The sequence below is a fragment of the Parasutterella muris genome, from assembly GCF_009767915.1.
Classification (GTDB): domain Bacteria; phylum Pseudomonadota; class Gammaproteobacteria; order Burkholderiales; family Burkholderiaceae_F; genus Parasutterella; species Parasutterella muris.
Genome location: NZ_WSRP01000019.1, coordinates 26,678 through 50,410, shown reverse-complemented (window position 1 = coordinate 50,410; position 23,733 = coordinate 26,678). Strand labels below are relative to the sequence as shown.

General features: G+C 49.4%; 19 protein-coding genes. 8 read left to right on the top strand and 11 right to left on the bottom strand.

Annotation, left to right across the window (positions count from 1 at the left end; translation table 11 throughout):
• Nucleotides 1-380: 380 nt before the first annotated feature.
• Nucleotides 381-1,652 carry an amidohydrolase gene (locus E5987_RS07235; protein ID WP_160335431.1) on the top strand — a complete coding sequence of 424 codons (1,272 nt, stop codon included), beginning with the start codon at nt 381-383 and terminating at the stop codon, nt 1,650-1,652.
• 176 nt (nt 1,653-1,828) lie between these two features.
• Here the strand turns inward: E5987_RS07235 and E5987_RS07230 are convergent, their stop codons facing one another.
• The 3 genes from E5987_RS07230 to upp all read right to left on the bottom strand — a co-directional run bounded on the left by E5987_RS07230 (nt 1,829) and on the right by upp (nt 5,100).
• Nucleotides 1,829-2,782 (bottom strand): sugar phosphate isomerase/epimerase family protein, encoded by a 954-nt coding sequence (locus E5987_RS07230; protein ID WP_160335430.1) that lies wholly within the window; start codon nt 2,780-2,782, stop codon nt 1,829-1,831.
• A 656-nt stretch (nt 2,783-3,438) separates the two neighbouring features.
• Nucleotides 3,439-4,278, bottom strand: coding sequence for a fumarate reductase cytochrome b subunit (locus E5987_RS07225; RefSeq protein ID WP_160335429.1), 840 nt, complete (start codon nt 4,276-4,278; stop codon nt 3,439-3,441).
• 171 nt (nt 4,279-4,449) lie between these two features.
• Nucleotides 4,450-5,100 carry a uracil phosphoribosyltransferase gene (gene upp / locus E5987_RS07220; RefSeq protein ID WP_160335428.1) on the bottom strand — a complete coding sequence of 217 codons (651 nt, stop codon included), beginning with the start codon at nt 5,098-5,100 and terminating at the stop codon, nt 4,450-4,452.
• A 120-nt stretch (nt 5,101-5,220) separates the two neighbouring features.
• Here upp and E5987_RS07215 point away from each other — a divergent pair, with 120 nt between their 5' ends.
• Nucleotides 5,221-5,730, top strand: a complete 510-nt coding sequence (locus tag E5987_RS07215) for a LapA family protein (RefSeq protein ID WP_160335427.1) — start codon at nt 5,221-5,223, stop codon at nt 5,728-5,730.
• Between the two features lie 93 nt (nt 5,731-5,823).
• Here E5987_RS07215 and menC read toward each other — a convergent pair whose 3' ends face one another.
• The 6 genes from menC to pepN form a co-directional block, all read right to left on the bottom strand.
• Nucleotides 5,824-6,879 (bottom strand): o-succinylbenzoate synthase, encoded by a 1,056-nt coding sequence (gene menC / locus E5987_RS07210; protein WP_202074577.1) that lies wholly within the window; start codon nt 6,877-6,879, stop codon nt 5,824-5,826.
• Nucleotides 6,818-7,576, bottom strand: coding sequence for a 2-succinyl-6-hydroxy-2,4-cyclohexadiene-1-carboxylate synthase (gene menH / locus E5987_RS07205; RefSeq protein ID WP_160335426.1), 759 nt, complete (start codon nt 7,574-7,576; stop codon nt 6,818-6,820). Before menH ends, menC begins: the two co-directional genes overlap by 62 nt.
• Nucleotides 7,573-9,243: a 2-succinyl-5-enolpyruvyl-6-hydroxy-3-cyclohexene-1-carboxylic-acid synthase gene (gene menD / locus E5987_RS07200; RefSeq protein WP_160335425.1), complete on the bottom strand. Its 1,671-nt coding sequence runs from the start codon at nt 9,241-9,243 to the stop codon at nt 7,573-7,575. The genes menH and menD overlap by 4 nt, the downstream gene beginning before the upstream one ends.
• Nucleotides 9,244-9,256: 13 nt before the next feature.
• Nucleotides 9,257-10,555, bottom strand: coding sequence for an isochorismate synthase MenF (gene menF / locus E5987_RS07195; RefSeq protein ID WP_160335424.1), 1,299 nt, complete (start codon nt 10,553-10,555; stop codon nt 9,257-9,259).
• A gap of 368 nt (nt 10,556-10,923) precedes the next feature.
• Nucleotides 10,924-11,913, bottom strand: a complete 990-nt coding sequence (locus tag E5987_RS07190) for a class 1 fructose-bisphosphatase (protein WP_160335423.1) — start codon at nt 11,911-11,913, stop codon at nt 10,924-10,926.
• Nucleotides 11,914-11,953: 40 nt separating this feature from the next.
• Entirely contained in the window at nt 11,954-14,656 is a 2,703-nt protein-coding gene (pepN, locus tag E5987_RS07185) for an aminopeptidase N (RefSeq protein WP_160335422.1), read from the bottom strand.
• Between the two features lie 356 nt (nt 14,657-15,012).
• On the opposite strand from pepN, the gene E5987_RS07180 reads away from it, so the two are divergent.
• From E5987_RS07180 to E5987_RS07155, 6 genes are all read left to right on the top strand, one after another.
• On the top strand, nt 15,013-17,562 hold the full coding sequence (locus E5987_RS07180; RefSeq protein WP_160335421.1) for a molybdopterin-dependent oxidoreductase: 2,550 nt from the start codon (nt 15,013-15,015) through the stop codon (nt 17,560-17,562).
• Nucleotides 17,563-17,576: 14 nt separating this feature from the next.
• Nucleotides 17,577-18,338 (top strand): 4Fe-4S dicluster domain-containing protein, encoded by a 762-nt coding sequence (locus tag E5987_RS07175; RefSeq protein WP_160335420.1) that lies wholly within the window; start codon nt 17,577-17,579, stop codon nt 18,336-18,338.
• Between the two features lie 31 nt (nt 18,339-18,369).
• Nucleotides 18,370-18,951, top strand: a complete 582-nt coding sequence (locus tag E5987_RS07170; protein ID WP_251451937.1) for a molecular chaperone TorD family protein — start codon at nt 18,370-18,372, stop codon at nt 18,949-18,951.
• Nucleotides 18,935-19,243, top strand: a complete 309-nt coding sequence (locus tag E5987_RS07165) for an ArsR/SmtB family transcription factor (RefSeq protein ID WP_160335419.1) — start codon at nt 18,935-18,937, stop codon at nt 19,241-19,243. Before E5987_RS07170 ends, E5987_RS07165 begins: the two co-directional genes overlap by 17 nt.
• A 67-nt stretch (nt 19,244-19,310) precedes the next feature.
• Complete coding sequence (locus E5987_RS07160; RefSeq protein ID WP_160335418.1) at nt 19,311-20,219, top strand: permease; 909 nt, start codon at nt 19,311-19,313, stop codon at nt 20,217-20,219.
• 321 nt (nt 20,220-20,540) lie between these two features.
• The gene (locus E5987_RS07155; RefSeq protein WP_160335417.1) at nt 20,541-21,971 is read left to right on the top strand and encodes a C69 family dipeptidase; all 1,431 of its coding nucleotides are present in this window, start codon (nt 20,541-20,543) and stop codon (nt 21,969-21,971) included.
• Between the two features lie 120 nt (nt 21,972-22,091).
• On the opposite strand, the gene E5987_RS07150 is transcribed toward E5987_RS07155, so the two are convergent.
• On the bottom strand, nt 22,092-22,721 hold the full coding sequence (locus E5987_RS07150; RefSeq protein ID WP_160335416.1) for a NapC/NirT family cytochrome c: 630 nt from the start codon (nt 22,719-22,721) through the stop codon (nt 22,092-22,094).
• A 196-nt stretch (nt 22,722-22,917) separates the two neighbouring features.
• Nucleotides 22,918-23,670: a LysR family transcriptional regulator gene (locus tag E5987_RS07145; protein ID WP_160335415.1), complete on the bottom strand. Its 753-nt coding sequence runs from the start codon at nt 23,668-23,670 to the stop codon at nt 22,918-22,920.
• Nucleotides 23,671-23,733: the final 63 nt, after the last annotated feature.

Genomic DNA, 23,733 nt, shown 5'->3' with positions numbered 1-23,733 from the left:
CCCCCGTTGGTTTCCCCCCCCCGGGGGGGGGTCCCAACAGGTTTTTGGGGGGTTTTCCCCCCCCCCGCTCTTCTTGTTTAAACCCCCCCCCGCTAAAACTAAAAAAACCCGCCCCCACCCGCGGGGTGGGGCGCCTTTTGGTATTAATTTTTTATTGCAATATAGGTATCCCGCTTATAGAATAAACCTTCAATGCGACGCTTCGGCAAGAGCCGCAGCGGGTTCAAATTACGGACGTTTCTGTGATTAGGGATGATTTATTATGACATCCCGTATTGGTTTGATAAAACCATTAAAAATCAGTCGTCTGCAAGCGCATTTTACCTGCGCATCTGACTCATATCGGCTGCGCATCAACGAATAGAGGAGATACCTACACCATGACCGATTACAACACACAGCTTATCGAGCAGCGCAGAGAACTTCACCAGTGGCCCGAAGAAGGCTGGACTGAGTTTTGGACAACTTCCTACATTGTGAAGAAGCTCCAGGCTTACGGTTATGAAGTTCTCGTCGGAACCAAGGTAATTAACCCTGAACAGGTTTTCGGCCGCAATCAGAAGCTGGTTGATCTCGGTATCAAGAACGCGCTCGAAAGAGGCGCTGATCCCAAGCTGATTGAAGAAATGGGCGGTTATACCGGCTGCGTCGGTGTGCTTGACACAGGCCGCGAAGGTCCTACGACCGCCTTCCGTTTTGACATTGACTGTGTATGCGTTCGTGAAACGGACGATCCCGCACACAAACCGAATAAAGAAGGCTTCAGAAGCCAGCATGACGGTTATATGCATGCCTGCGGCCACGATACGCATGCTTCCATCGGCCTGACGCTTGCTCACTGGATTGCTGACCACAAGGACCAGCTCAAAGGCAAATTTAAATTCGTTTTCCAGCCTGCTGAAGAAGGCGTTCGCGGCGCTTCAGCCGTTGCCGCCTCCGGTATTGTTGATGATGCAGACTTTTTCTTTGGAAGCCATATTTCGTTCATGGCCGATTCCGGTGAAATTGTTGCCGCTCCGTATGGTCTGCTCTGCACTTCCAAGTATGACGTGACATTCAAAGGTCAGCCCGCTCACGCAGGCAAAGAGCCGAATGCCGGCCATAACGCACTGGCTGCAGCCTGCAATGCCGTTGTTCAGATGCTTGGTATTCCCCGTCACGGCGGCGGCATGACTCGCATTAACATCGGTACGCTTCGTGCCGGCGAAGGCCGCAACGTGATTCCGAGCTCCGCCCACATGGCGCTTGAAGTTCGCGGTGAAACCAGTTCGATCAACGACTATATGTCCGAGCAGGTTATGAACATTTTGGAAGGCATTTCCAAGGGTTTCGGCGTTTCTTATGAAATTTCCCAGATGGGTGCCGCTGTTGACTTTACAAACGATCCTGAGCTGAGCGAGCTTATTGCTGAAGTTGCTAAAGAAACTGAAGGTGTTGAGAAGATTATTCCCGACGGAAACTTTGGCGGCTCTGAAGACATTTCGATTCTCGGCAGAAGAGTCCAGCAGCACGGCGGTAAAGCCGCATTCTTCATTTGTGGTGCGGACAGAGCCGCAGGTCATCATCAGAGCACATTCGACATTGACGAAAACGCTTTGAAGACTGCGTTAGGCATGTATGTTGGTATTGCTAAGAAAGTGAACGGAATTTAATTTCCTGAGCTAATAAGAAAGGGAGCTGCCGTCGGTTGATTGGCAGCTCTTTTCAATGGCAGAAAAAGGACTTTTACGTAGAGAATTTCAGCTATGTCGCTTGCAGAATAATAAGCCTCGCCGTTTTTGTGCGAGGCTTATTTTCCATAATACCTATCCCAGATGAGGACTAACTTTTAAAGCTGCCGGAGCAGGTCCTGACTGTATTTATAGGTTAAGTCGAATACTCTTTGTGTCTGATAACCAGGTAACGGTACTTCGACACCTATCGGTCTTTCCGGCATATGGCGCAGGAATTCAACCAGCGGAAGTTCGCCAACACCGGGGATGAGTCGGCCTTCGCGAGCTTCTCTTACAACTCCTTCAAAACCTTTTGGGGTTCCGGATGTCGATTCGACTTTAAGCTGTCCGGCGCGCTGTGCAGCAACAAGCTTCTTGTCAATCGGACCATTGATAACCGCGTCGCAAAGATGAATTTCGCCTAAATACTGCTGCGGAATTTTATCAAGATCGTTGTGTGAACCACCTGACCTATAAAGATGCAGAGCGTCAACAGCGATGGTGCAGTTTTTACGGTCGGCCAATTTCACAAGTTCATAAGCCTGTTCCAAAGTACCTACAGTTCTCCAGATCATGAATTCAACGTCGATATTGAATCCTCTTGGTGCAGCATAATCAGCCATATCCTGCAGAACACGAGCGAACTTTTCTTTATTGGGGGCATCTCCGCAGAGTGTCAAATTTTTAACACCCAGCTCCGCACAGGCGTCCATCACAGAGTGGAATTCAGCAGGGTTAGTATCAGAGTTGATGGCAAACCCATCGACGCCGTGCAATGTGATACCCGTATTAGCAAGGTACTGTTTGAATGCTTTGATTTCTTTTGTACCGGCTTTAAATTCATGAGCAAGGGCTCCGGGAACAATGGGATGAATTCTAAGTCCCATCATTTCATAGCCGGCTTTTTTAGCCTGACTAGCGAACTCCTCCGGAGGAAGCTCGATGGCGCACAAGGCGATTGCCTGTAAAGGCCGTTTCCCCGCTTCCATGGCGAGCGCTGCAGGGACTGTAGATAACAAGCTTGATCCTGCGACTGTTGCTGCTGTTTTAAATAAATTTCTTCTAAGCATTATTTACTCCATTGATGTGAAAGGTTTCTGCTGAACTTCCTTGCTGCAATTGAAATTAAATAGGACGCCTCCTAACTCTTTCCTCGATGGGTAAATTCTGAATCGAAGGGACTTAAATAAATACAACCCTCAGGATGTGCTTTAGTGAATTGTCCGGGTAAGGGATATAAGGGGAAATGCGATCCCGGTGTAATCGTTATAAGTACGGATTAATACCTAAAGAAGAGGTTGGCTTCTTATTGAATGATAAAAAATAAACGGCAGGATAAATTAAAAAAACAAAGCCCTACTTAGAATCGCAAGAAATCACAAACATCTGTACGACGCGTTTTTTAAGCGTGCATTTATAAGCATTTGAAAATTATTTTTTGTGGTAAAGGAGTATTGAAAAGCGGATTGTGTTATGGATAGAGCTACAAGTTCTAAAACGTTGTTTGATGCAATCGTCTCCTTTCAATTCGTACCGTCACTGCCGTCCACTTTTATTTTGTTTGAAGGAAAACTAGTGAGCAGATTTGAGATGGTTGAGGTCGTCTCGAGATGTAGATCGTAGCATTAGCTTGAAGGTAGGTTAGTTGCTTGTGAGACAAGATAGACAGCAGGCATAAGAAAAGGGCGTCTTGCGACGCCCCTATAGGAGATGAACCTATATCTGATTATTTCTTCAGACGGTCAGGCCACCAGCTCGGATACGGCTGAGTCTGAGGAGTCTGGAGCCAGCCCGGAACATAGTGTGTTTCCGGATCAAGCTTGGAAGCTTCTTCGCCGGCGTTGTAGAAGCCCATGATTGTGCAGGAGCCCATAGCGATCATGAGAACGATGACAACGTAGAGAAGCTTGCGCAGGAAGCTGCGTGTAGCGTTGGACGGGCCGCACCACTTCATGCACAGACGATAGAGACCGATCATGCCGTGAAGTTCTGTAACGATGAGGAACAGGAAGATGACCCACAGCCAGGAGTGATAAACCTCAAGACCGCTGCCATAGGGGCCGATAGCGCCCGGGTTCATGAGCATCGGAAGCAGATGCGGGAAAACAAGAGCTGTAAGGATCACACCGGTGATGAACTGAACCCACCACATTGTGGTGTCAGTGTGACGGAGCAGCTTGTAGTGGCCGCGCATAATGCGGAAGGCTTTGTAGTTGCTCGGGAACTTACGAAGAGCCAGAATGGCGTGAATGATAACGAGGATGAAAATGAATCCTACGAATACAACGTGCATCCAGAGGTGGTCAACACCGTCAATGAAGTAGCCGCCGGTGAAAGAAACCAGAGACCAGAAGGTGTCTTTGCCCAGCAGGATGGAGCTGGTGAAAGCCATGTGGCAGAACAGGAACAGACCAAGGATAAGACCTGTGACAGACTGGAGAACGTCGCACCAGGCATAAGCCTTAGATTTCTGTTTTGTTTCTACTAAGTCTTCGCCGTCAATCACGGTCTTAGCAGAAGGTGTCACCTTGTAGAGGTGAGATACGTCTTTAAATTCATCGGACATGATAAACCTTAATATTTGGGTGAAATTATTGTCTCAACGACTGAACGTATCATGCGCCAGAGCACGTTAAAAGTCGCCTAAATTTTTGCCTAAAACTGATAAAAGACAAAATAAAACCATTAATTCGTTCTTAAATTAAGGGTTTTTACCTAGAAATTAATATTTATGCACTTATTTGGTGCCAAAGATTCTATCGCCTGCATCGCCTAAGCCCGGAACAATGTAGGCGTTCTTATTTAATTTTTCATCAAGAGAGGCCACAAAAACCTCAATTTCCGGATGTGCCTTCTGGAAGGTTTCAACACCTTCAGGTGCGGCAACTAAGGCGACAAATTTAATGTCTTCCGGGCAGACACCGCGTTTGAGCAGTGTGTCAACCGCAGCGACAGCGGAGTTGCCTGTCGCGAGCATCGGGTCGCAAAGAATAATCTGACGCTTGTCCAGTTTGGACGGCAGCTTAACCAAGTATTCAACCGGCATATGATCGGGACCGCGATAGAGGCCGATGTGGCCGACGCGTGCGGAAGGCATTAAATCAAGGAGACCGTCAGACATGCCGAGACCGGCACGCAGAATCGGAACAATGACCAGCTTTTTCCCGGCAAGGAAACTCGCCTTGCATTTTCCGAGCGGTGTATCAATCGTACGGACTTCCATCGGCAGGTTGCGTGTGACTTCGTAGCCGATTAAATAAGTAAGTTCTCTCAGAAGCTGGCGGAAAGAATTAGAAGGAGTTTTCTTTTCACGCATCGTGCTGAGTTTGTGGGTGACCAAAGGATGATCGACGATGTGAAGCTTAGGAAAACGCGAATCAGTTTTCATCTATATTTCTCCAAAAAATCTTTTTTAATTATTGCACTCATTTAGGCATCGCGTTTACATGTGCCGTTGAGGAATGGATTAGACTAGTTACAAATAGATAACTGATCTGAAGGATTTCACATGCGTTATATCGTTCTGCTCGTTGTATTTCTGCTTGGTGCCGGATTCACTTTTCTCAATTGGACCGCAGTGAACGCACCGGTTGATGTCGATTTAATAGTCACTACAGCGAAGGCTCCTTTGACGCTGATGCTACTGTTCTGGTTTGCGATTTTGTTCCTAATCGTTCTCTATTGTCTGTTTGCACAGCAGACCGGAGCTTTTGCGACCATGCGCAGACTCACAAAAGAGCTGGAATCTCAGCGCAAACTCGCTTCCGACAGTGAAGACTCCCGTCTTTCCGACGTTAAAGCGGATTTCGAGGCTAAGTGGCAGAAATGGACTCAGGAGCAGAGAGATGTACTGGCTCAGACAGAGCAGCGTCTGACAGAGAACCAGAATAAGATTCTGAGCGCTTTTAAAGACACTCAGGATCAAATCTCGAACGCAAATAAAGATCTCAGCAACTCGATTACCGGCTCCCTGGACACAATGGACGACAAGATTACAAAGATTCTGATCAGTAAATAACGCCGTAAATTTTGACAGCCGGGTTTCTTCCGGCTGTTGACTGCCGCCGTTTGCTCCGCTGAATGCGAAGAACGGCGGTTTTGCTTTCTGTCTTTAAATCAGCCGCTGCAGCGATTCTGCGGGAACTAATTCAAGAGTGCTTTGCGGCCACGGACGAATCTGCTGGTACCGCATAAGGTTAAGCGTGTCGAGCCCGGGGATAGTATTTGGCGTGAGCCACGCTGCGATGCGGGCGAGTTGAGTGAGTCCGAGACTCGATTCGAGTGAAGAGCTGATCACAGCCGTCATGCCAAGCCTTCGGGCGGCTTCGGCCTGACTTTTAATTTTTTCTAAACTGCCGGTCAGAGTCGGCTTGATGACGACCGCTTTGGCGATATCGCTCGAATCGAATGTAAAGTCCGACTCACGCAGGCTTTCGTCCCAGGCAATCGCAATCCCGGTCTGTCTCGCGAAGATGCGCGATTCTTCCCGGCTCTGACAAGGCTCTTCTATAAAGGCGATTCGCTCCCGATAATGCGGCCGTATGTTCTGAGCGAAGTCAAGCGCCTGACTAAGCGTCCATGATCGATTGGCGTCAAGTCTCAGGCGTACGTCCGAAACAGCGTGAAGTACTGTATCGACAGTGATCCCGTCATTGGCGGCGCCAGAGAAACCGACTTTGACTTTCGCGGTTTTTTCTCCTTTGGCGCCGGCAAGTTTGTCAACCAGCTTTTCTGTCTCGCAGCCTCCAAGCGGAACCGTACGGTAGTCTGCTTTCATGGGAAGCGTGCCGTTGAGTTCTGCGAGCGCACAGCTGATTCCGAAAGCCGCAGATGGGAGCTTCGGCAGTTCTTCTTCGCCGCTCAGCCACAGCTTTGTCCAGCAAAGCAGAGCGTCCTGAGCCTCTTCAAGGGATTCGGCGCTGAATCCGGGAAGCGGACTGATTTCTCCCCATCCGCAGCGATCTTCAGACCGAAGCTCAATATAAAGGCCCTCTCGGCAGCTGATTCGTTTGGCGCGCAGTGCAACACCCACATCTATAGGTATCTGCCATTTATAAACGTGCGCTGTACGATTTGTTTTTGGAGAATTCATGATGAGCGGTCCGTTACGAACGAAGAATGTCGGCAAGCGCTTCTGCGACGGCTTCGGGATTTTCTCGATGAGCATTGTGTCCTGCGTTCTCGATGACTCTGACATCAGAACAGAGCTCTTTAGCAAGCGCTCGGAACTTTGCGTCTTTCTCGCCGCAAAGGTAATGGAAGGCGAAAGTTCTGTTTTTCAGCTCCTGCCGCAGATCCGGCTGAGCTGATAACGATGTGGATTCAAGCATCGCTGCTAAAGTTTCTCCGTTATTGCGGCTTCTCAAAGCGATAAGCGCGCTTCGCTCTTTTTGAGTCAGAGTGCTGAAAACCGGCTGTTGGTACCAGTCGGTAAAAACTTTCGGCAGGGGCTCCGAACGGAACCGCTTAGCCCAAGCTTGGTCGGATAGGCGCCGCTGCTCTTTTGCTTCTTGGTCCTGCAGGCCGGGGTGGCCGCCTTCTACAATTAGTCCTTTAAGACCAACCAATCCTTTGCAGGCAGTAAACATCGCGATGCGCCCGCCAAGAGAATATCCGATGAGAAAAAATTCCCGCACACCATAGTGCGCCAAAGTCTGACGTATGAGCAGGGCGGTGTCCTCAAACCCGTTCACGTGTATTCCTGAAGAACCGCCATGGCCCGGCAGATCGATATACATTTGCGGATGTTCGCAAAAAGACGCTCCGATCGGCTGCCATTCGCGACGGTCTCCCGAGAAACCGTGCAGAAAGACAAGCCAGGGTCGACCCGACTGTCCCTCTTTAATCTGAGCGCTGAGAATCATAAGCGGCTGACTTCTTTAAGAAGGCTTCTCAGCATCTGAGCGCCTTCGGTTTCATTGACTTTAAGTTCTATAACTGTTGCGGCCGGAATTTTCCAAGCTTCAGCGAGCTCGGTTTCTAAATCTTCCCGGCATTTAGGGGCGCAGTATCTAAGAGAGAACATGCCGGCAGCGTGCGCGAAATCCGCATCCTGCGGCATTTGATAAAAGCGGGTTCTTTCTGCCTGAGGCGTTGGAAGAAGCGAGAATATCTGTCCGCCGTTGTTGTTCACGATGATCTGAACAAACGGTGCGGTTGCGTGCCGCAGCAGCGCCAAAGAGTTTACGTCATAGAGCGCGGAGAGATCACCGACGATCGAAAGCGTCGGCTTGCCCGTGGCGAGCTGAACGCCAGCCGCAGTGGAAATCAAGCCGTCGATGCCGCTTGCGCCGCGATTGCTGTACACCGGATATCCGGCGGGGAGCTGCCCAAGCGCGTCAATGAGCCGCACGATAAGGCTGTTGCCAACAAAGAACTGTCCGTTTTCTGGCAGATATTTGCCGATTCGGTGCGCAAGCTGAGCTTCTCCGAAACCGACGCACTTTGATTCCACATTTTTTGCGGTTTCTTTGGATAATTGGGCGCATTCTTTATACCAAGGCGCTCCGGGTTCAGCCTCATGCAGATCCAGCCAGCGGCTGATATCTGCGATGATTCGGCGCCCCCGATGCTGTGCAGGATCAAGTCTGCCGCAGTTTGGATCAACGATCCAATATTCTTTCGGCGCGCATTTAGTCTGCCACTGCAGCAGGCGTTTTCCGGTGAGTCCGCTTCCGAGCTGAATCACAATTTCGGCTTGGTTGAGTTCTTCTACGGCTTTTGGGTTGCTGAGCCAAAGGTCTGCGCAAGGCAGGGGCTGGCCCGTTTGAGAGAGCACATCGCCAATCAAGGGCCAGCCAAGAGTCTGTGCCCACTGCGCCGCCTTTACACCGTCTTTTGCGTTCATGCGGCCGGCGATGACCACGCCGCGTTGCTGACGAATGAGCGGCCAGTCACGCTCCTTGAAAACTTCGATCGGAGTAGCTTCCTGAAGCCAAGGCTTGTCATCGGTCCACCAATCTCCGAGGCTTTGCTGCCAGCTAAGACCGGTGTCGTCCATTTCTCCGTAAAGGGGCTCCGCAAACGGGCAATTGATGTGTACAGCTCCCGCATGCAGCGTTCCCATCGCGTCATCAATGGAAGAGACGAGCCATCGAGCTGAAATCCGCTCAGTCGGGCTCGGAAGAAAAAGAGAACGAGCCGGGTGCGACGCAAATATTCCTATCTGTCGGATAGCCTGATTTGCGCCGCAGTCAATCAATTCCTGCGGGCGATCCGCGGTTAACAGGACGAGTTTTTCTCCGGTGAGCCCGGCTTCAATAAGAGCCGGGTACAAGTTTGCGACCGCGGTGCCGGAGGTAACAATGACAGCGACCGGATCTTTGCCGGCTTTGGCAAGGCCGAGCGCAAGATGTCCGAGTCCGCGTTCATCAAAATGCGTGTGCAGAGTAAAACCCGGATTTTCTGCCGCAGACAAAGTTAGCGGAGTGGAACGGGAACCCGGCGCAATACAGACATGTTTGACGCCGTGACGTCTGACGGCTTCAAGAATAACGGACGCCCAGCGGCGGTTAAATGAACTTAGCGACATGACAGATTATTGTTTACTTGTGTTCAGGCTGAAGCAGGGTTTTGAGACCCGCAGCCTTGTTATTGATTTCGATCCATTCAGCTTCCGGATCCGACCCCGGAACAATGCCCGCGCCTGCATAGAGGCGAACGACATTGCCGCTGATCTTTGCGGATCTCAGAGAAACGCAGAATTCGCTTTGCTTTAAGGAGAGGTAGCCTGCGGAACCCGCATACCATTCACGGGTAAAAGGCTCGTACTCAGCAATGAATTCTCGTGCGGCATTTCGCGGCAGCCCCGCCACAGCCGCAGTCGGCTGGAGCTGATAGAGACATATCGTGTCATCGGCTTTATGCAGAGATGTTTGAATTTGTCTGCGCAAATGCTGCACCTTGCGCAGGCGGAGAATATGCTCCGGCAGGACCTCGAGCTTTTCGCATTCAGCTTCAAGGCGCTGACAGATGTCTTTGACTACCAGCATGTTCTCACGCTGATTCTTATCATCTGACATGAGCCATCTGCCAAGTCTGAGCGCTTCCTGATCATCATTATGGTTTGCGGCGGTGCCGGCTAAAGCTTCCGTTTGCAGTGATTTGCCGACGCGCCGCCAAAGTCTTTCCGGGGAAGAACCGAGAAAGGCGCTGTCAGGGTCAAAGGCCATGTAGAAGTGATAGCAGTGAAGGTTCTGCTTCCTGCTCTCGTTCAGCATGGATGCCGGGTTGATCGGCTTTTCAAAGTGCAGGTCGGTCGCTCTTGCAAGTACGGTTTTATTAAGTTTGCCGTTACTGATCGTGTCGGTGGCAAGCTTGATTAAACGGCACCATTCTTCTTTATCCGGTCGATGCTCCTCACGGATCATCTTAGATTGAAGCGGCGGCAGAGGTTTTGCGCACTTGAGGGCTGCGATATAAGCCTTAGCGAATTCTCTGTCAGAGCGCAGAGAATTTTCGCTGAAAAGCGTCAGCCGTAAAGCTGCATCTTCTCCGTTTCGTCTCCACTCCAGACGAGGCAGAATCAGGCTTGATCGGGACGGATCAAATTCATTCAGTCCCCACACACGTAAGTCTTCATCCGGATACTGACGAATAAATTTCTGAGCATCTTCAAGCGAAGTGAATGCGACTGCTTTACCAAGGACTGCAGCTTCCTCGCTTCCGCTTCTTTGCTGCCAGTAAAACTGCGGATAGGCGCTCTGGCTTGAGAGCCAAGTCAGGGCATCAAAGCTGTCGTTCAGCGCAAAAGAAGATTCGAAAACCCGTAAGCCGGGGGCGTCGGGCAGCGTTGAAGAAAGCTGATTCAGCAAATCATTCAGCGCCGTGTCGAGTGGGAGCATGCGGACCTCTTAACAATTAAATCAGTCGATTATAAGAAGACCGAGAGGGGATATGTTTTGAAGATTTACATTACGAATCGAAAGAACACATTTGCTAAAAATATTTAAAATGAATGTATTCGTAATGTATTGAATTTAAAATGTTTATTGACTCAGTGATGAGATATTAATTTTGAAAAAGAAGCGGTCATTTCGGGTACATAGGTTCCAAGGTCTATGCGCCGGAAATTGATGTAAGAAACGAAATGAAAATGCAGTTTTTTATTTAGAAGTGAATACTAACTTCAATTCAGCGTCACTGAGGTTCAGCTCTTCCGGGATGAAAAACGGACGGCCTAGGCCGCCCGCTGTGACTGAATCAGTATCGCTTAGTTCTTATGGTAGCTTGTGACGCGATCAACTTCTTCCTTACTTCCGAGGAAGACCGCAACACGCTGATGAAGCTTTTCCGGCTGCAGATCAAGGATGTCTTCATGTCCGTTTGTGGCTCTTCCGCCGGCCTGTTCAATCAGCATCGCCATCGGGTTGGCTTCATACATGAGACGCAGTTTGCCGGGTTTGGACGGATCGCGGTTGTCGCGCGGATACATGAAGATGCCGCCGCGGCAGAGCACGCGATGGACTTCGGCGACCATCGCCGCAACCCAGCGCATATTGAAGTTCTTTCCAAGCGGTCCGGTTTCGCCTTCAAGCAGTTCCTTGACATACTTCTGAACCGGGGGTTCCCAGTGACGCATGTTGGACATATTGATGGCAAATTCCTGAGTCTGTTCCGGAATGCGAATGTTCTCTTTTGTCAGGATGTACTGACCGGTTCCGAGGTTCAGCGTGAACATATAGACGCCGTGACCGACAGTGAGTGTCAGGATGGTCTGAGGAGAGTACATGACATAGCCGGCAGCGACCTGAGAGCGGCCTTTTTTAAGGAAGCTTTCGTCCGTAACTTTGCCTTCGGGGGCCTCGGAGATCGAGAAAATCGAGCCGATCGGCGCGTTAATGTCAATATTGCTTGAGCCGTCAAGCGGATCAAACATGATCAGATATTTTCCGCGGCGGAATTCAGCCGGCGTGCTGAGGGAATGGTCCATTTCCTCACTGGCCATAGCGGCGATGGAGCCGGTCCATTCCACGCCGTCGATGAAGACCTCGTTCGTGATGATGTCGAGTTTTTTCTGATGCTCGCCCTGAACGTTGTCAGTGCCCGCAAAGCCAAGAACACCGGCAAGGGCGCCGTGCGTGACTTTGTCATTAATGTTCTTGCTGAGGTCGGCGACCGCGTTAAGCAGGTCGCTGAGCTGCTGATCGATATTGCCTGCAGAGAACTGTTCCGCAAGGAACTGCTGTAGGGTTTTGGACAATTTATGTTCTCCTCTAACTAGGAAGTACTCACAATATATATCAAACGGGCTCGTAAAGCGCATTTTCAATGATCTCGCGAACATCGGGAGAGAGTTCGCGGTGGGAATTCACGAAACGAAGCGCTTTGTACATCATACGAGAGAGAGACGGTTCGTAGCGGCGCCAGTTTTCCAGCACACGAGCGAGGCGAGCCGCAACCTGCGGGTTGAATTGGTCGGTTGAGAGGACGCTGTTCACCCATAGCTGATAGCCCATACCGTCGGGGCGGTGGAACTCGGGGCCGCCGCTGCGGAAGAAGGCGTAAAGCAGAGAGTAAATGCAGTTCGGATTCTTCGGCTGGTAGCTGCCGTGCAGAGTCAGCGCGTGAATCTTTTCCACGACGGTTCTCTGTTCGCGGCTGTGGCGCAGACGGGAGTGCAGCGTGAGCCACTTGTTCATGAGCAGCGGCTCTCTCTGCCATTCGATTTCCGCCATATTCAAAAGTTCCTGTGCGATCGGAAGCGAGGCTTCGACAGAAATTTTGAGTGCGGCAAGCTGATCGGTCAGATTGTTGGCGGTCTTGTAAAGCGCACGAATCTGCTGAATTGCTTTCGGGTTGTCCGCAAAGGCAAGATAGCCCAGGCAGACATGCTTGAGCGCGCGCTTGCCGGCGTCGATCGGATTCGGACGGTAGGCGCCGGGCGTCGCCATCTTTTGGACTTTGTCTTCCAGCGTTGCGCGAAGACGTGTGCCGATCTTCTTGCGAATCTGATCAGAGACTTCACGTACAAGCGCCGGCTCAATAAGAATGCGATGCTCGGCGATGTAGTTCTCGTCCGGGAATTTCAGCAGTTCAGCCCGATAAGCAGGAGAGAGTGACTCATCGTTCAGAATATCTTCGAACGTAAAGAGATAGGCTTCCGAGACCGGAATATGGTCGCGGCCCTGGTTCGGTCCTTTCTTCTGCAGATCCAGAATGTACTGATCGATCATCAAAAGTGTCAGACGATCGAAGGCTTCAGCGCGGTTGAAGAGATCCGAGTCATTTCTCGCGAGGAACGCGAGCTGATCCTTCGTGTATTCGATGTCAAAAATAACCGGGGCGGAGTATCCGCGGCCGATCGAGAGAATCGGACGGCTGTTGATGTTTTCGAAAACCCAGGTCTGTTCCTGCTGATCAAAGAGCAGCGTGCGTGTTGTTCCGTCAGGATTGTCTTCGCCCTGCAGCTGCAGTTCGATATCCTTGCCGTCGTCGCCGAGAATACCGATGGAGACCGGAATCAGAAGCGGCTTGGGCGCGGCTCTTCCGGGGAAGGAGCGGTTGCTTTGATGCAGCGTCAGGGTCAGAGTTTTTTCGTTCTCATCCCATTTGCTGCTGACGCTGACACGCGGCGTACCTGCCTGCGAGTACCACAGTTCGAACTGCGAAAGGTCTTCGCCGTTGGATTCTTCCATAGCGGTTAAGAAGTCGCTGCATGTGGCGGCGGTTCCGTCAAAGCGGTTGATGTACTCCAGAAGACCGCGTCGAAAGCCCTCTTTGCCGAAAAGCGTCTGGTACATGCGTACCACTTCCGCGCCTTTTTCATAGACGGTGGTGGTGTAGAAGTTGTCGATTTGTCGGTAGGATTCCGGGCGAATCGGATGTGCCATCGGGCCCGCATCTTCGGGGAATTGGTTAGTGCGCAGATAACGGACGTCCTGGATGCGCTTAACGGCGCGAGCGGACGGAGTGCCGAGCATGTCGGCCGCAAATTCCTGCTCGCGGAAAACCGTGAGGCCTTCTTTTAACGAAAGCTGGAACCAGTCGCGGCATGTGACGCGGTCACCGGTCCAATTATGGAAGTATTCGTGCGCGATTACGGATTCGATGCGCGCAAAGTCTTCGTCTGTAGCAATACGGCTGTCGGCAAGGACGCATTTGGAATTAAAGATGTTCAGACCTTTGTTTTCCATCGCGCCCATGTTGAAGTCGTCGGTGGCGACAATCATGAACCGATCGAGGTCAAGGTTCAGACCGAAGCGTTCTTCGTCCCAGCGAATGGCCTTAATAAGGCTCTGCATGGCAAAGTCTGTTTTGCCCTGATTGGAAGGTTCTGTCCAGATCTGCAGCAGTGCTTCCTTGCCGTTTGCGAGTTTGATGGTTTCTTCCTGCGCGACGAAATTTCCGGCTACCAGCGCGAAGAGGTAAGAGGGTTTGGGGAACGGGTCATCCCAAATCGCATAGTTTCTGCCGTCGAGAAGCTCGCCTTGCTCCATCAGGTTGCCGTTTGAGAGCAGTGCTTTGTAGTCTTTCGGCGCATGGATCACGACGCGGTATTTTGCAAGCACGTCCGGGCGATCCGGGAAGTACATGATTCTTCGGAAACCTTCGGCCTCGCACTGTGTGATGTAGTTATTGCGGCTCATGTAGAGACCGGAGAGCTGCAGATTGGTGCGCGGATTGATGCGGGTTTGAATTTCGATTTCGGTCGGTTCTGAAATGTCGTGAATAATCAGTTTATCTGCGACAAAGGCGTACTGACCCGGCAGCGAATCTTTTCCGCCGATTTTTAGGTAAGTCATCGAGACATCGTCGCGGTAGAGGACGAAATCATCGCTTTTACGATCGTCTTTCGGAATAACAATCATTCTTGCCGTGACGGTCGTCTGATTCGGTACCAGATCAAAAGTAAGGTGTATGGATTCCACATTGTGGTCGGGAGCGGCGTAATCTTCGCAATGGACGATAGATTCGGTCCCGGCTTTGTTGGTATTGGCTGTCATCAGCTTCCTCTTATATAAGATTTTGCAATTTTAGCGCGTCCGATTTTTTTTCAATGGGAAGTGAGTAATGTAAATCCTGTTTGAGAGCTCTCCATTGTTGGGTTAAAGAAGCCGGCAGAGGCGCAAAGAAACAAGTTATCTCATGGTTTTTAATTTACTGCGTCTGATCAGTGCAGGTTTAGGACAAATTAAATACATTTGAGGAAAATTACTTTTTGTTTATCTTTCTTAAATTAGTAAGAAAATATTAGGGTAAACGCTCTATTGAAGAGGTATGATATGGGATATATTTAGCAATATAGCTAAGTAGCAAATTAGCTAAACGCCCCAACTTCTTCCTTCAAGGAGACCATCTCGTGAAACTTACAAGAAGAATATTCGTGCAGCTTGTCGGCAGTGCTGCTTTCATAGCTTCTTCGCCGTTACTGAAAGCTCAGGGTTTGTCCGTGAAAAGACTTCCTCTCCCTTGCAGCCCTTCGCAAGGCAAGTGGATTGGTACGACATGCCAAGGATGTACTCAATATTGTGCGATTGAAATCTTTAACCAAAATGGCAGAGCAACTCGTGTACGCGGCAATCAAAATTCCAAAGGTAATCATGGATTTTGCTGTCCGCGAGGACATTTGATTCCTCAGGAAAACTACGATCCTGATCGTATCAAGCAGCCGCTTAAAAGAACAAATCCGCAAAAAGGCCGTGGAGTTGATCCTAAATGGGTTCCAATTTCCTGGGATGAGGCTCTTGACATAGTCGCAGACAAGATGATTGAGCTCCGCAATAGCGGTGAACCCGAAAGACTGCTTTATCTAAAAGGCAGATACGGAAATACTTCTCACGGTCTGCTTTATGGAACTTTAACTAAGGTTTACGGTTCTCCGAACAACTTTTCAACTTCTGCTCTTTGTGCAGAGACTGAAAAAATGGGTCCGGGTTATACACAAGGGTTATTCTCCTATAGAGATTATGATCTCGGAAATACTAAGTGCGTGGTGTTCTGGGGTACTGATCCTTTCTCCTCAAATCGTCAGGTTCCCAATGTCATTTCCAAACTCGGTGTTCTCCAGAAAAACGGTACATTAATCACAGTCGACCCGAGACTCTCGACTGCAGCAGCCAAGTCAAAAGAGTGGCTTCCGATTCTTCCGGGAACTGATGGAGCCCTCGCTAACGCAATTGCGCATGTTCTTCTCACAGAAGGACTCTGGCATAAAGAATTTGTGGGCGACTTTGAAAACGGGAAAAACTTATTTGTTTCCGGCAAGACTGTCGATCCCGCTCTTTTTAAGGAAAATAACACTCTTGGTCTAGTCACATACTGGAACGAGGAGGCGAAGGACTGGACACCGGAAAGAGCGGCCAAGGAATGCAGACTTGACGCTGAACAGATTAAGAGAGTGGCAAGGACTCTCGGTAAAGCCGCACCCAATGTAATTGTCTGGATGGGACCCGGCGTCTGCATGAATCCCAGAGGAACCTACACCGCAATGGTCGTGCATGCATTGAACGGTATCTTAGGATCCGTTGACAATGTCGGCGGTACCCATGATCCGGCCAAATCCTTAAAAGGCAGTTATCCGTCAGCCGATAAGTATGTAGATGAACTGGCTAAATCCCACGGTAAAGGCAAGAAAGTCGACGGCCGCGGGGATAAAGAAATGCCTGCCGCAATGAAGGCAAAACTCGGAAGCGGTGTTGTTACGAACAACATTGCTAACTACATGCTCAGCCATCCTGACTTTGTGAAGATCATGATTAGTTCGTGGACGAACACGCCGTTTGCCGCGGCCGACGGTAAGCGCTGGGAAAAAGCACTTGCTAATGTGCCGTTCTTCGTTCATATGGTTCCGTTCCCTTCTGAAATGACACAATTTGCAGATATCGTTCTGCCGTCGACATTTAATGCGGCTGAGGGAATGGGTACAGTGACCGGCTTCGGCTCAATGCACGCGTGGACTTCAATACAGCAGCCGACCTGCAACAGAATCTGGGATGTTAAACAGGAAGAGAATGAAGTTACATGGCTCTTGGCTGAGAAGTTGGTTCAGAAAGGATGGCCGGCTCTGCTGAACTACTATGCTAATGAGTTTGCGGATCCTGAGACCGGAGCCAAGCCGACAAATGAGAAAGAGTTCCAGCTAATCACGACTAAGATTGCTTCTGCGCCTTGCTGGAAACAAGGAGCCAAAGCGATCCCCGGTGACCAGATCAACGGCTGGGAAGACTTTAGACAAAAAGGCATGCATAACTCAGCGCCTCAGGCATACAAAAAGCATTGGGGCGGTAAATTCCCCACACCCAGCGGCAAGTTTGAATTTGTTTCGGGCGCATTAAGAAAAGTACTCGAAGACCATTCAGCCAAATACAATTCCACACCCGATCAGATCCTTGAAGCCTGTCATTACACAGCCAGAGGAATTAAAGGCTGGATGCCTCATTATGAAGAACCTCTGCGTCACGGCGACGCAGCACAGTTCCCGTTCCTGTTTATCGATCACAAGAGCCGCTTAAATCGTGAAGGACGTTCTGCGAACCTTCCTTGGATGCAGGAATTCAAAAAATGCGACGCTGGTGATCGCTCATGGGGAGATGTGTTGAAGATCAATCCTGCGGACGCTAAGACTCTCGGCTTAAAGGACAATGATCTTGTCGAAATTACGTCGCCGGCGGGCACCATTGTTACAGAGATTAAGGTCTGGGAAGGAGTAGGGCCGGGAACGGTTGCCAAAGCCTACGGACAGGGTCACTGGGCATACGGTCAGGTGGCGGCGAAAGAATATGGAAAAGTTCCTCGCGGCGGAAACAACAATGAGATTCTTATTGATGACTACGATAGATTGTCCGGAACCTCGTGCAGAAACGGTGGTTTTACAAGAGTCAGCATTAAGAAAGTTTCCAAAATCATCTAACCAGGGAGAGAAAAATGAAATTTGGAATGATCATTGATTTGAATTTATGCTCTTCCTGCGGGGCGTGTGCGCTCGCATGCAAAGCGGAAAACAACACCCGAACAAGAGGAGAAGGTCAGAGTTTCAACTGGGCCGATTTCCTTCAGGAAACCAAAGGAGCTTTCCCAAATACTACTCAGGCAGTTATTCCTGTGCTGTGCAACCACTGTGAAAATCCGCAGTGTGTAAAGGTTTGTCCGACGGGCGCGATGTTTATCAGCCCCGAGGGAGTCGTTCTCCACAATGATGAAGCCTGTATCGGCTGTCGTCTTTGTCAGAATGCCTGTCCCTACTCGGCAGCGGAATTGGGAGTAGAAAGTCTCGACGGGAAATCCTATTCGGTGATTAGTTTTAATCCAAAGGGGGTTGATCCGAGAGGAGATGCTTCGACCAGGCCTACTCTAATTGAGGGTGTCACAGGCGGAGCTCAGGAACTCGCTCGCAAAGCAGGGGCGCTTCCTGCCTATGCCAATTTGTTTAAAGCCGGTGATTCCGCTACGCAGAGAAAAGAGGGCGTTGTGGAAAAATGCAACTTCTGCTACCACCGCACATCTAACGGATTAAATCCCGCGTGTGTGGACGCTTGCCCTGCCGGGGCCAGAGTCTTTGGTGATTTAGATGATCCGAATTCTGTGATTTCAAAGAAAATGAAGTCCGGTCAGGTTTGGAGGCTCAAGGAAGATAAAGGAACATCTCCGAAGGTCTTTTATATGGGTCAGTATTCTCCGCGAGGATAAGCATTTGATGTTTTAACACGGAAGAGGCTTTGTGCCTCTTCCGTCCGATTTAAGTTTAATTATGCAAACTTCACCGCTGAATCTTGTGCTTGTTGGCTTGTTTGAGCCAAGCGACGAAATTAGAGAGTTACATGTGTTTAATAGAGCCGCGGAATCTTTGGAGGATGGGCTGGCCGAAAAAGCACGTCTTCTAGATGCGCTGTATAGCCAGGGGACTCGTGACAAACAGGCTTTTGAAGAAATGCTGCTGGAGTACACCAGATTATTTCTCAGTCCCGGGCAGCCGCTGGCAAGAAACTACTTAACGTGCTGGAAGAACGAACTGGGCAGTAATGTTCTCGAGGACTACTTATCTTATTTGCAGAGCAAGGGATTTGAGATAGAAGAGGATGTCAGAGAACTTCCGGAGCATATTGTTCCCGTTCTTGAAGTGTATGAATTATTAGACGAAGAAGAAAAGCAGGAATTCTTTGAAAAATTCCTGAGTAATTTCATCCTAAAATGGTCTAGCCTTCTAACGGAAGAGACAACACATAAATTTTATAAAGAGTTAGGAAAGTTCTTTTTTGAATGGGGTAATTTGGAGGCAAAAAAATATGGCAAAATTTCCTGAAATATACGAGGGGCAGGCAAAGATATTTAAGGCCATTGGTCACCCTGCACGGTTAATGATGGCTGAAGCTTTGCTTGAAGGACCAAAAACTGTAACGGAGCTTGCCGTCTTAGTTCAATTGGAAATGCCGACTGTTTCACGTCATTTGGCTGTGCTGAAAGAGGCCCAGATTGTTAAGTCAGAGAAAAAATCCAATTCCATTATTTACTCTGCTGAAATGTCTTGCCTGAAAAGCTTCCTGCAGTGTTCAAAAAACTTTATCTCAATGAGCCGAATCACAAAAAAACTCTGAAGTCTGTACTGAGGAAACCTGTTTAATTATGCGTATAGATAACGCATAAACGCAATTTGTATCATCTATGTTGTCTTATTTGCTGTACTTTTTAAAGCTGACCGCTGAGCTTGTCGGTCTTTTTTTTGCAATTTCCTTTTTAGTCGGACTTGGCAGATACTTCATAAATCCCAGAAGCAGACTCTTTCAGTATGCAGGGAAAAACAAACTGCTTTCGGCGGCTTGCGGAGCTCTTGTCGGGGCAGTCACGCCTTTTTGTTCATGTTCTACGATCCCATTGTTTGTGGGTTTTATCAAATCAAAAGTGCCGTTTTCAACTTCGGTAGCCTTTCTTATTTCTTCTCCCATTTTGAATCCTGCGATCCTTACACTTATGGGAGTTTTCTTCGGAGCTAGGGTTGCGGTGCTCTATGGCTTGTGCACCTTCTTCTTTGCGGTTTTCTTTGGTCTTCTCTTGGAGCGTCTTGGTTTTGAAAAGGAAGTCTATGACGTGAATATTACGGGCGGAAGTGAGGAGTCTCTCAGTTGGGCAGAGTTAAGCGGAACGACCGGAGAGAAAATCCGTACTGCTCTTCGAAATTCTCTGATTGGTTCTTTGCTTTTGCTTAGAAAAGTATTTCCGTATCTTCTATTTGGCGCTGCCATTGGAAGCGTCATACACGGAGTACTTCCGGTTTCCGTGGTTCAAAAACTTTCTTCGATCCCCGGCTGGCTAAGTATTCCCGTTGCAGCTGTCGTTGGTATTCCTCTTTACCTAAGGACCGAAACAATTATTCCGGCGGCGACCATTCTTCAAAGCTGCGGTTTAGGTCCGGGTGTTTTAATCTCATTGATGATCGGAGGCGGAGGAGCCAGTATCCCGGAAGTCTCATTACTGAGTTCGATCTTTACGAAAAAGATGCTTACCGCCTTTCTGTTATCGGTTTTTATTGTTGCCTGCACCACAGGCTTTATTTTCAATCAGCTATTAGGTTAATTAGTTATGTCGGATTTGAAATCTCTATTCAAAAAAATTTTCATTGCACCCGAAAAGAAGTGCTGCTGCCAGATGAGTATCACTAAAGTGGAAACGAGTGGGAGCTCCGCTTCTAAAGAGGAATCCAAACTGAGGAAAGCTCAGTCAACGAAGGAGACCGCAAAATAATTTGTTTCTGAAGCCAGGACGGAGTGTTTAGCGGAGAATATTTTATTTGTCGAAAATCTTCACACTTTTGTTATATAAGCAGTGAGTTTGAGTATTCCCTCAAACGGTCCTCGGCTTTAGAATGTCGTGAACTTTTTTAAAGAGGATCCGAATATGTGTACTACTTTTATTGTTGGCGGCAAATGTTCTGCAGACGGTTCATTCATCATGGCCCGCAGCGCGGACAGCTCCGCCCTTAAGGCCCAGCTGTTTCTTATTCACCCGGCCAAGGATTATGCCGCCGGCGAAATGTATCGCACAAAGGATCATAATGGCGCAACGGATTTTGTTTACCCGCAGCCCGCTCACGCGATGCGCTACACCTCCGTTCCGAACTGGCAGACCAAACTGCACGGCGCTGTCGGCTTTAACGAAGTCGGTCTTGCCGTTACGGGAACTGAGTCGATTTTTGCGCGTGACGATGCGCTCGCGATCGACCCGTACAACAAAGAGTCCGGCATTACCGAAGATGACATCATCGATATCATTCTTCCTCGCGCCAAGACCGCTAAGGAAGGCGTAGAGCTCCTCGGCAAGATTATCGAAACTCACGGCGCCGGCGAAGGCTTCGGTGTCGGCTTCTGCGACGACAAAGAAATCTGGTATCTCGAAACCGGTACTGGCCATCAGTGGTTTGCTCAGCGCATCCCTGATGATGTTTACTTTGCTTCCGGCAATCAGGGCCGTCTGCGCTTCTATGATCCCGAAGCTCAGGATCAGCTCGCAAGCCCGACATTGGTTGAGTTCGCTGAAAAGAACGGTTTCTATGATCCGGCCAAAGGTCCCTTTGATTTTGCAGCCGCTTACACCCGCAATGACGAGCGCGACCGTATTTACAATGACCCGCGCGTCTGGCAGATTCAGAAGCTCTTTAATCCGTCTGTGATTCAGCCGGTTGATGACGGCAGAGAATTTGCAGTCTTTATGAAGCCGGAACGCAAACTCAGCGTTGAAGACGCTAAGCGCGTGATGAGAGACCATTTTGACGGTTCCGAACACGATCCGTATTCAAATGGCCTTAACGGTAAAGAACCGTGGCGTCCGGTCAGCGTTTTCCGTACATACGAAGCGCATGTGGTTCAGGTTCGTCCTTGGATGCCGCATGCGATCGGCGATGTGATCTATATCGCTTTCGGTATGGCTGATCTCTCCTGCTTCATGCCGTTCTATCAGGGTCTCGAATCTGTTCCGGAACACTATCAGATCGGTACGGATCAGGCTGATAGCGCTTCTGTTTACTGGAAGTTCCGCAAACTTCAGACACTCGTTATGACGAACTATGAAGTTTATGCGCCGCTCGTTAAGAAGGCGTTTGCCGAACAGGAACAGGCGCTCAGCGCCAAACAGGCCAAGCTGGAAGAAGAATACATGGCTCTTGTTAAGACAGACAAAGAGGCTGCGACAGCTCTGCTGCAGAAGGTCAACCTTGAAATGCTTGCCGAAACAGAAGCTCTGTGTGAAAAACTGACCAACCAGGTCTTCACGCTCGCGACAGAAACGATTCAGAAGGACATCTTCTTTGCCAATCGTTCCAAGAAAGACTAATTAAGTCATCGCATAAAAATCAGCCCGCAAGATTCGCTCTGCGGGCTTTTTTTGTCGGCGAAGAATTCATGCAAACAAAAAACGGAGCTTGCGCGCTCCGTTTTTTGATTAGGGACCTAATTATTTCTTAGCTTCAGCGGTTTCCCAAGCTTTAGCAGGATCAGGCCATTTGCCGGTTTCTTTGATAATTTCATCAGCCTGCTTGTAGTTATGGCCGGCGATCTTATGGCACATGACGCAGTTGGTGGGTTTGTCAATGAAGCCCTTGTGCATTGCAGCAACCATCGGTTTCTTAGCGTCATACATTTCAGCAAGATTGTGGCAGCCGCGGCAGTTTCTGAAGTTGTTGCCGGTCATTGTGTCGACCACTCTCTTGGAGAGTTCAGCACGTTTTTCGAGCCACATCTGAGGTGTGTTGAGAGTGCCGCGAAGTTCGCCGAAACCGGAAATGGAACCGGCTTTAGCTTTTGCGAAAAGCAGTTCAACGTAGGCAACCGGGGTCAGCGGACGGTTGGTTTCGTTAAGCAGGTGGCAGTCGGAGCAGCCGGCGGTATAGCCGGAGGGAGTACGGGCGTGCTGGCCCTGTTTCCAGGCGTAAGTTACGCCGTCCATAGAGTGGCACCAGCCGGTGCAGAACTTGTCAGTGCCCGCCCACTGGACGACACCGACGGTGGCGGCGGTAAGAAGAATACCGACAACGACACCAATGACGAGAAGCCAAAAGGTTCCCCATTTACTGGCCTGAGACATATGATCAACTCCTTTGTTCTATAGAGCAGTTTTTAGCGCTCTTTACAGCGGTTGTGAGGACGAGCAGATGAGGTGTATCTGATCGTAACCTCATAATATTATTTTAAGGATTATACAAACAAGTATGGCGCTTTGATTATTTCTTAGAATTTTCCCTGATAATTTTTTGAAGAATTAAAGGAGTCATGAAGACGTATTACCCAAAAAGTGCGAGCACAACAGCTTGCTCGGGGATATGGGCGTAGGCGTCTGAACCAACAGATAACCCATTGGATTTATGAGCAAAACCAACGACATTAAACCCATTGGGAAGGCGGATTGTCACTTCGCCTCCTTTTTCTTTGGGAGGAAGTCGTACCACTTGACCTTTCAGGCAGCAGCTTTTGGGTTCCGCTTCCGGGTCCAAATTAATCGTTGCGCCGGAGGCCTTAAATAAAGCTAAGATTTTGTCCCCGGTCTTAAGGTCCAGCAGTTCCCGGCTTTCTATCGTGATGCTCGACCGCAGGTATTCTCCTTCGCAGATTTTGAGTTTTACCTTGGTCATCGACATTCCGCCGTGCATATCTTCCACAACACAGGGAATGATGTTGCGGATACTCATTTTCAGAGTGTTTGCGGCAAGCGCCGCAAGTCCGCTGCTGCCTTTGTTTTCAATATCGATAATGAGCTGATCTCTGAGTTTGCTCAGAGCGGCAGCGGCTTCAAGAACGGATTCTCCGGCTTCCGTCAGGCGTGCGCCGCCCCCGGAAGATCCGCCGACGATTTTTTCAACGAGTGGAACACCCGCAAGCGCGGACATATTTTCAATAGCCTGCCAAGCGGCCTTATAGCTGATACCGGCACTGCGGGCGGCTTCCGAAATGCTCCCGCACTGCTTAATTTTGCGAAGCACGTCTACGCGCTTGTCGACAACATTCTGAGATAAAGCGTTCGAAATATTGAGCGTCATATTTGAAGTTGAAAGAGTTGTTTTCTTTTGCTATTCCAGATTAGAATAACGACATAGTTAATT

Bases quoted from the DNA above. Each gene is read 5' to 3' on its own strand.
- E5987_RS07235 (WP_160335431.1), top strand. From the start codon at position 381: ATGACCGATTACAACACACAGCTTATCGAGCAGCGCAGAGAACTTCAC.
- E5987_RS07230 (WP_160335430.1), bottom strand. From the start codon at position 2,782: ATGCTTAGAAGAAATTTATTTAAAACAGCAGCAACAGTCGCAGGATCA.
- E5987_RS07225 (WP_160335429.1), bottom strand. From the start codon at position 4,278: ATGTCCGATGAATTTAAAGACGTATCTCACCTCTACAAGGTGACACCT.
- upp (WP_160335428.1), bottom strand. From the start codon at position 5,100: ATGAAAACTGATTCGCGTTTTCCTAAGCTTCACATCGTCGATCATCCT.
- E5987_RS07215 (WP_160335427.1), top strand. From the start codon at position 5,221: ATGCGTTATATCGTTCTGCTCGTTGTATTTCTGCTTGGTGCCGGATTC.
- menC (WP_202074577.1), bottom strand. From the start codon at position 6,879: ATGCTCATCGAGAAAATCCCGAAGCCGTCGCAGAAGCGCTTGCCGACA.
- menH (WP_160335426.1), bottom strand. From the start codon at position 7,576: ATGATTCTCAGCGCTCAGATTAAAGAGGGACAGTCGGGTCGACCCTGG.
- menD (WP_160335425.1), bottom strand. From the start codon at position 9,243: ATGTCGCTAAGTTCATTTAACCGCCGCTGGGCGTCCGTTATTCTTGAA.
- menF (WP_160335424.1), bottom strand. From the start codon at position 10,555: ATGCTCCCACTCGACACGGCGCTGAATGATTTGCTGAATCAGCTTTCT.
- pepN (WP_160335422.1), bottom strand. From the start codon at position 14,656: ATGACAGCCAATACCAACAAAGCCGGGACCGAATCTATCGTCCATTGC.
- E5987_RS07175 (WP_160335420.1), top strand. From the start codon at position 17,577: ATGAAATTTGGAATGATCATTGATTTGAATTTATGCTCTTCCTGCGGG.
- E5987_RS07165 (WP_160335419.1), top strand. From the start codon at position 18,935: ATGGCAAAATTTCCTGAAATATACGAGGGGCAGGCAAAGATATTTAAG.
- E5987_RS07160 (WP_160335418.1), top strand. From the start codon at position 19,311: ATGTTGTCTTATTTGCTGTACTTTTTAAAGCTGACCGCTGAGCTTGTC.
- E5987_RS07155 (WP_160335417.1), top strand. From the start codon at position 20,541: ATGTGTACTACTTTTATTGTTGGCGGCAAATGTTCTGCAGACGGTTCA.
- E5987_RS07150 (WP_160335416.1), bottom strand. From the start codon at position 22,721: ATGTCTCAGGCCAGTAAATGGGGAACCTTTTGGCTTCTCGTCATTGGT.
- E5987_RS07145 (WP_160335415.1), bottom strand. From the start codon at position 23,670: ATGACGCTCAATATTTCGAACGCTTTATCTCAGAATGTTGTCGACAAG.